Below are 7222 nucleotides of genomic sequence, written 5' to 3' on the forward strand. Positions count from 1 at the left end.
TTATTGTTTTCAAAAGCTTTGTTTAAAGAGAGTTATATATATTCATTTTCTTATATTACTTATAGGTTTTGAAGGTTCCTAAAACTCTCAAAATACCTTCAAAAATATACCGTTGGTTGTATTTATAGGTTGTGTTTTAATATAGATTGTATCTTTAAAGTCTAATATATTGAAATATAATGTTTTTAATTTTTCTCATTAAAAAAAAATAATAGAGGATCTAAAAGGAACTGACAAAACTGACAACACTGACACGGTCTATTAAAAGGGATTTTGCTAATCTCTATAGTTATCAATCTCTCTTTAGATATTTTCATAACAGTCTCTAAATCGCAATTATCCTATATCCTATTTATCGTTTCTCTTATGAAAATGAAAAATAACACCATGGCTATAAAGAATGCATAAAAACAGCAAGGTTTTATAATCATAATGCAAATGAAAGCATTAGTTATAAAGACCATCTCTATAAAAAGCAGTTAAGTTGAAAATGTGTTATAAACAAAATTCACAAAAAAATTAAAATTCATTTAGTAAAAAAGCTGACAGGTTATAAAGTTAAAAATACGCATTATGAGAGCGTTTATAAATATTATAAATGTATAGATTCAAAAAACAGCGCAAACGTTTCTAAAGCCCATAATATAGCTTTAAAAGTATATAAATATAAAAGAAGCATTTTATAAGCACATGATAACATCAATACACAATGCAATTAAAAAAATACAAAAAAATATCAAAAAAGATAAAATATTATTTGACAATAAATACGTATTTTGTTATATAAATAATCAAGTGATTAACAAACACTTCACGTTAAGCGGATAGGTTACGATACAACCTTTCCTATGTTTTTAAAATACTGGCTGTCTTTTATGTGTTAATTAGCATATAATGACTCTGTCGGGTGTGCTTACATCATACAATACCCTTATGGGAAAAGTGTAAGCAACGGACTTAACGCCGTGTTTGTTAGCGCCCGATGCTTGTTAAGAGTGTCAATAACAAACAATTTTACGTTAAGGTTTTAATTATGACAAATATATCAAAAAACACCCCCGTTATTTCTTCCATTGCAAATGAAACAGCGTCTATTAATAAACAAGAGCCTGCGAAAAAATACGAATTTACAGGTGAGACAATAGAGGTTGGCTTTAAAACCCTTCATAGAATTCGCGCTTTAAGAGATTTTGGAGACGTCAAAAAAGGGGATTTAGGCGGTTTTATACAAGGTGAAAGTAATTTATCCCATGATGGCAATTGCTGGGTTGGCGGTAAAGCTAAGGTTTATAGCAATGCAAGGGTTTACGATAATGCCATTGTAAGTGGGTATGCCCATGTGAACAATATTGCTTGTATTTATGAAAATGCAAGGGTTTATGGCAAGGCGGTTGTGGCTGGCAATATTTATGGTAATGCTCATGTGTATGGCTTTGCACGTATTTATCCGGATGCTCATATTTTTGGTAATGCTCATGTTCATTATTACGCTTGTGTTTTTAATGATACAAAAATTTATGATAATGCGAAAGTTTCCGGATATGCTTGTATTTTTGCAAATGTAAAGATTTTTCGCAATGCGGTCATTAAAGGTGACACTTGGGTTCGCAATAATGAAGTATGTAATAAAGAAATTGTCTATAACGATCAGTCTCTAAAAGACGCTGCGTAAATAAGACACGGGCGCGGCGGGGCGCCCCCTTTTAAACATTTCATTCAAAAATTTAAATCTATTTATAAAGGAATTGTGTCATGCAAAAAAAGTTTGCACTCACAAATGAGACACGTGTAATTAGTAATCATACTCTTTATCGCATTAAAGCTTTAAAAGACTTTTCTGATGTTAAAGCTGGCGACCTTGGGGGCTTTATCGAAAAGGAAAGTAATTTATCACATGATGGCAATTGCTGGGTAGCTAATGAGGCTTGTGTTTATAATAATGCTTTTGTTTCTGATAATGCTACTGTTTTTAATTATGCTAGTGTTTTCGATAACGCAACGGTTTGTGATAATGCAAAGGTATTTGATTTTGCTAGTGTTTATGACAATGCAAAAATACATGATAATGCCTTGGTTTTTGGATATGCTTTTGTTTACAAACATGCTCGTGTTTTTAATAACGCCGCTGTATGTGATAAAGCTGTTATAAGAGACAATGCAAAAGTCTATGGGAATGCTTTTATTAATTGGTATACACGTATTGAAGACAATGAAACGATTAATCTTGCATCTCAAATGTCTGATGACGCTTGTGTCTCTTTACCTATAACCAAAAAATACGAATTTACGAATGAAACGCGTTGTGTGGCTGGTCATACTTTACACCGCATTAAAGCCATTAAAGATTTTGCTGATGTAAAGACTGGTGATTTAGGTGGTTTTATTGAAAATGAAAGCAATCTCTCTCATGATGGCAATTGCTGGGTCTATGATAACGCTACCGTTTTTTGGGAAGCTGTCGTTTCTGACAATGCAAAAATACATGATAATGCTTGTATTAATAGAAATGCTAAAGTTTATGGCAATGCCGTTGTTAATGATGATGCATGGGTTTTCAGTGCAAATGCTCATGTTTATGGCAATGCAAAAATTAATGACAATGCTATCGTTCGTGGTCAAGTTTATGACAATGCCTTTGTTTGTAATAAAGCTAATATCGTTTTTGATGCAAAAATCTCTGATAATGCGAAAATTGCTGATAATGCTTATGTAAAGGGCTTTGTTTATGGCAATGCAAAAATATTAGGCTCTGCTCGTATTGATTGGGCTGCTCATGTTTACGATAATGCCGTCGTTTCTGACAATGTATATGTTTGTTACTTAGTAAAAATCTTTGGCAATGCTATAGTTGATGGCAATCAAAAAATTTATGATGATATTGGGAATAATAACAAAACCATAAATGAAGCTGCTTAAATAAAGAATGGGCGCGGCGGGGGCGCCTGCTTTCCAATCCAATTTTCCATTTCAAATTTTAGAAAACGTTTATCACATTAGATTGTGAGGGTATCTCTATGTGCAAAAAATATGAATTAACCAGTGAAATTAAAAAAATCAAACATGCTCTTACTCGAAATATTATAACTCTTTATCGCATTCGTGCTTTAAGAGATTTTGATGATGTTAAGGCTGGCGACCTCGGCGGCTTTATCGAAAAGGAAGCTAATCTCTCCCATGATGGCAATTGCTGGGTTTATGATAAAGCTTGTGTGTATGGCTATGCCGTCGTTTCTGAAAATGCAAAAATACGGCATTTTTCTCAAGTTTGTGGTCAAGTCTATGGGAATTGTGAAATCTATGGCAAGGCTTTCATCTCTCAATACGCAAAAATTTATGACCATGCTTGTGTCTATGGCAATGCTCATGTTTATGGCAATGTTTATGGGTATGCTCATGTTTCTTATGATGCTACGGTTTTTAGTTATGCACGCGTCTATGGTCGTGCCATTGTTGCTGGCTCTGCCCGTATTCATAGCTATGCCAAGGTTTATAATTATGCCTTTATTAATGGTCGTGCAAAAATACATGGCAAGGTCTATGGCGGTGCTTTGGTGGGCGGTTGTGCTGAAATTTATGGCTCTGTTTTTGGCAATGCCAAGGTTTTATTCTATACTAAGGTCTGGGGTCGCGCTTATGGCAATGCGAAATTAACCAAGAAAAGCAAAGTAAGGGAAGTTCCTATAAATTATGAGGTTTATGAAAGCGATAACCTTGTCAAGATTGTTGATGAAACAGAATAAAAATAGACATGGGAGTGCCTTCTTGATGGCTATAAACGCATTATAAGATAATTGCTTAATATACATATCATAAAAGAGAGCATTCATAAAAGAAAGCCGTGCCAAGTGATATGACGCGGCTTTCAAATGTCTATCCTTATGAATCAACCCTAATCAAGGTAATGACACATATATACAAAACGTATCATATTGCAAGCGCTCTATTAGAGATATGAAAACTTATCAAAAGGAATGTAAATAATGCGTATGATCTTTAATCACTCATTTGAATGAGAGAGCCTATAAAACGCTTGTTATGGCTATCAAACGTATTAATCATAACTCCTCCTTTGTGAGGGGGCATTTGAAATAAAGCCCATGATCAAAATGCTTCTTTTAAAACGTTTCAATATACTGACTTTAAAATTGAGTTAAGTGAATTCAAATAACACATTGTCTAAAATCAAACCTATCAAACAAATCAAAACGCTTGATAGATTTAACAAAACCCGTTTTTTACAGTTGCAAACGTTGGTTTTTAAAACAAACTCTCATAAGACAATAAACAACCGCTTTTATCAAACGCAAGGCTTTAAAAACTGTTATAAACATCCGTTTCAAACGTTCATTTAGAAAGGCTTTCATAATAAGCGTATTTTTAACAAAACTTCTTTGCAAATTAATCGCTCTATATTTGGCTAGCAAAATTAACCACCCCAATTATGGGGGCGTTATCTTTTAGAATAGAGCATTCTTTAACATTATAGCTTTTTTCTAAAAATTTAGAAAAATCTCATGCCTTATGATGTTACAATGGTTTTGAATTTTACTTGCTTATCTTTGTCTAAAATAGATGCCCTCAAATTTGAGGGGACCCCATTTGGTTTCGAATTTTTAAACTATAACTTTTAAAACGTTTTTAGTACCAAATCTAAAGTAGATAGTAATTCTGCTGCCATGGCATTATTTGCTTCCATTTTTTTGTGGAAGCGAATAGTTCCGTTCTTAAAAACTAGCCTGCAATCTATTCATTAAAAGGCTTTTCATTTCATAAGATATAACGTTTTGAATTTCATTACCTTTATTTCCTACCTCGGTAAAAAAATACCGTGGTTATAAAATCAATCTTGTCTTTAAATCCTTTTATGCAATCTTTATGAATTAAACCTATAAGCTTATGACTGCTTCAAACAGTTAATTTCTTTAATGCCATTTTAAAGGTTTTCCCCAATTTTGGGGAAAATTATATGATCTCTATTTTCTATAAATGCGTATCTTTTGATACAATTTACCTTATAACAGTTTCAAACGATTACCCTCTTATAGAATGATCTAATAATTGCTATAACACTCTTTAGATTTTGCGCTCGCCAATTTTGGCGAACGTTAATTTGTTATTTTATGCGATTAACAAACCAATCTTTAAAACAAGCTGTGATCTTTAAAACGTATGTTATCGATAATTTCAAACAACTAAATTTTTAAACAATGTGATTTGTGCTGTGATAAAAAAACGTATCATAAAATTTATAAACTGTTATGAATGATAACTGCTTTTCATTTCATTGAATGCACACATGCGTTATAATATTTACATCGTGATTTGCTTTTTATGGTCTATTCATACGTGACAATCTTATATAAAAAATGGTCAATTTAAACATGCATAAAAAGATGGATTCTTGAGTGGATTCATATAAAATAATTACAAACAAACTATTGACTTTATTGTGTTTTTTATGATATATTTCTTCCCTGTAATGGAGGGGGTAATTGATCTGCCATGTCTTGTTTTCCTCCTTAATGATTACGCTGCTGCTTCACCGCTGTAGGTAGGAATAACAATCGTTCCAAAATCTTGCGCTGTTTGTGCACTATTGGGCATTTGGAAACGAGTTTTCTTCATTCCTATCAAAGTCTTGGCGGCAACACCAAATTCACGTTCATAATCAAAATATTCTTCTTTGAGGGTGTAATTTGTTGCACTATGATTTTTCCCAAAACCTATAATCGCACTCTGCGCTCCTAAGAACACCGCACGACGCACACTTTTTACCGCTGTATTATTTGTCGAGTTAACACCATGGGTGACATGAATAGCTTCGCGTAAAACAACACCATTATACATGCCAAGAGAACCATCAAAGATTGGGTTCTTTGCACGAGAAGTCGCATAAACCGATTTTTGAATATCTAACCACTCACCAGCGGCTGTATTGGTACGCAATTGCATCACTTGTGTTGGGTGCAAATAGAGAACGTAAACATCATCACCGTTAACATGAACGGGGGAAATCTGCGGATTAGCAAGTTTGGCTTGTTTAACCGCTTCATCAATAAGCTTCAAACTAAAGCTATGTTTGGCTTTATCATTAAGATCTTCATCCTTGGTTTTCCCATCGGGGCGGATAATCCGTTCACTGCTTGGTGCCATGATTTCATTAAAGCCATAATGAACCGGTTTAATGTACACTTCTCGACCATCAACACTGATCGTACGGGCTGTATAACCACATACCTGAAGAAAGAACATGATGCTTAAACGATTGGCATACCAGCGAACCAAGCCTTCTTTCGCTTTCTTACGTAAATTCGGGAGGATTCTCTGTTGATCAATCGAGTCATCATTGGCAACACGCGCCGCATGTAAAAGCTCGTTAATCACCAACCGATCATTCATAAATTGAAGCGCTTCTTCATTGCCTTCTAAGGTTTCGCCTTGCGTGACACCATCTCCAAACAGATTGACTAGCAAACTGAACGTAACACTATCCCCTGCACTCTTATGGGTTTCGTTGTAAAGCTGGATAATGCTGTTCGAACTTTTGCCAATAAGAGGGGCAATTTTCGTTGCTTTCAAAACTTCATTGCTTAATTTCTGTGACCACAATTTCACCGATTGCGGATCATGGGTTCCTATATGTGTTGTTGCCATTGATTTCACCTTTCTTTGCTGTAAAAAAACCGGCTTAAAGCCGGTGGAAAACCCGCATCAAGGCGGATTATGTTGTAAAACTGATTGCCTAATCAGGGTCTGCACCCATTATTTCATAAAAACGGGCTTCATTTTTCGGATTGGAGATCCATGCGTTGAATTCTTTCTCTGACATATTGGCAAGGGTGTCTTTTGTCATAGGACCTGTCATGCCTCCTCCACCAGATGCCGTTAAGGTTCTCGCAGAATTCTGACGGCTTTGAAGTGCTGCAACTTGATTATTCGCTTGCATCCCTTGGTTCTGATAACCAAGATTTTGTGCTATCCTATAAAGCTCTTCTGCTGGATTACCCCCCTTTTGGGCGCAAGTCGCTACAATCGTACGCAATTCATCCCCTATAATCGCATCTATCGTGCTCCGTTGCGCATAAGTCGGATAAACAGATGACCAAGCACTTAATTGCTTTGCACGCGTCTCATAAAGATAATCCGCCGCCGCATCAAAATCACTGTATTTATCTTTAATTGATGTAACAGAACTTTCTAAAAACTGGTTCAAATGATCATT

General features: G+C 34.8%; 4 protein-coding genes and 1 pseudogene. 3 read left to right on the top strand and 2 right to left on the bottom strand.

Going from position 1 to position 7222, the window contains the following annotated elements; genetic code table 11:
• The first annotated feature begins 1033 nt into the window (after nt 1-1033).
• From ACFIMQ_RS08800 to ACFIMQ_RS08810, 3 genes are all read left to right on the top strand, one after another.
• Nucleotides 1034-1672, top strand: a complete 639-nt coding sequence (locus ACFIMQ_RS08800; protein ID WP_375703859.1) for a hypothetical protein — start codon at nt 1034-1036, stop codon at nt 1670-1672.
• Between the two features lie 80 nt (nt 1673-1752).
• Nucleotides 1753-2916 (top strand): hypothetical protein, encoded by a 1164-nt coding sequence (locus tag ACFIMQ_RS08805; protein WP_375703860.1) that lies wholly within the window; start codon nt 1753-1755, stop codon nt 2914-2916.
• A 98-nt stretch (nt 2917-3014) separates the two neighbouring features.
• Nucleotides 3015-3740 (top strand): hypothetical protein, encoded by a 726-nt coding sequence (locus tag ACFIMQ_RS08810; protein WP_375703861.1) that lies wholly within the window; start codon nt 3015-3017, stop codon nt 3738-3740.
• Between the two features lie 1786 nt (nt 3741-5526).
• On the opposite strand, the gene ACFIMQ_RS08815 is transcribed toward ACFIMQ_RS08810, so the two are convergent.
• Together ACFIMQ_RS08815 and ACFIMQ_RS08820 are read right to left on the bottom strand one after the other, a co-directional pair.
• Complete coding sequence (locus tag ACFIMQ_RS08815) at nt 5527-6654, bottom strand: N4-gp56 family major capsid protein (protein WP_375617006.1); 1128 nt, start codon at nt 6652-6654, stop codon at nt 5527-5529.
• A gap of 88 nt (nt 6655-6742) precedes the next feature.
• Nucleotides 6743-7222: pseudogene (locus ACFIMQ_RS08820) on the bottom strand (hypothetical protein); the annotation flags it as partial.

Source organism: Bartonella sp. AD13SXNS, assembly GCF_042196465.1.
In the GTDB taxonomy this organism is placed as follows: Bacteria; Pseudomonadota; Alphaproteobacteria; order Rhizobiales; family Rhizobiaceae; genus Bartonella.

What these genes read in the sequence shown, in the direction of transcription:
- ACFIMQ_RS08800 (WP_375703859.1), top strand. Translation starts at nt 1,034, where the DNA reads ATGACAAATATATCAAAAAACACCCCCGTTATTTCTTCCATTGCAAAT.
- ACFIMQ_RS08805 (WP_375703860.1), top strand. Translation starts at nt 1,753, where the DNA reads ATGCAAAAAAAGTTTGCACTCACAAATGAGACACGTGTAATTAGTAAT.
- ACFIMQ_RS08810 (WP_375703861.1), top strand. Translation starts at nt 3,015, where the DNA reads ATGTGCAAAAAATATGAATTAACCAGTGAAATTAAAAAAATCAAACAT.
- ACFIMQ_RS08815 (WP_375617006.1), bottom strand. Translation starts at nt 6,654, where the DNA reads ATGGCAACAACACATATAGGAACCCATGATCCGCAATCGGTGAAATTG.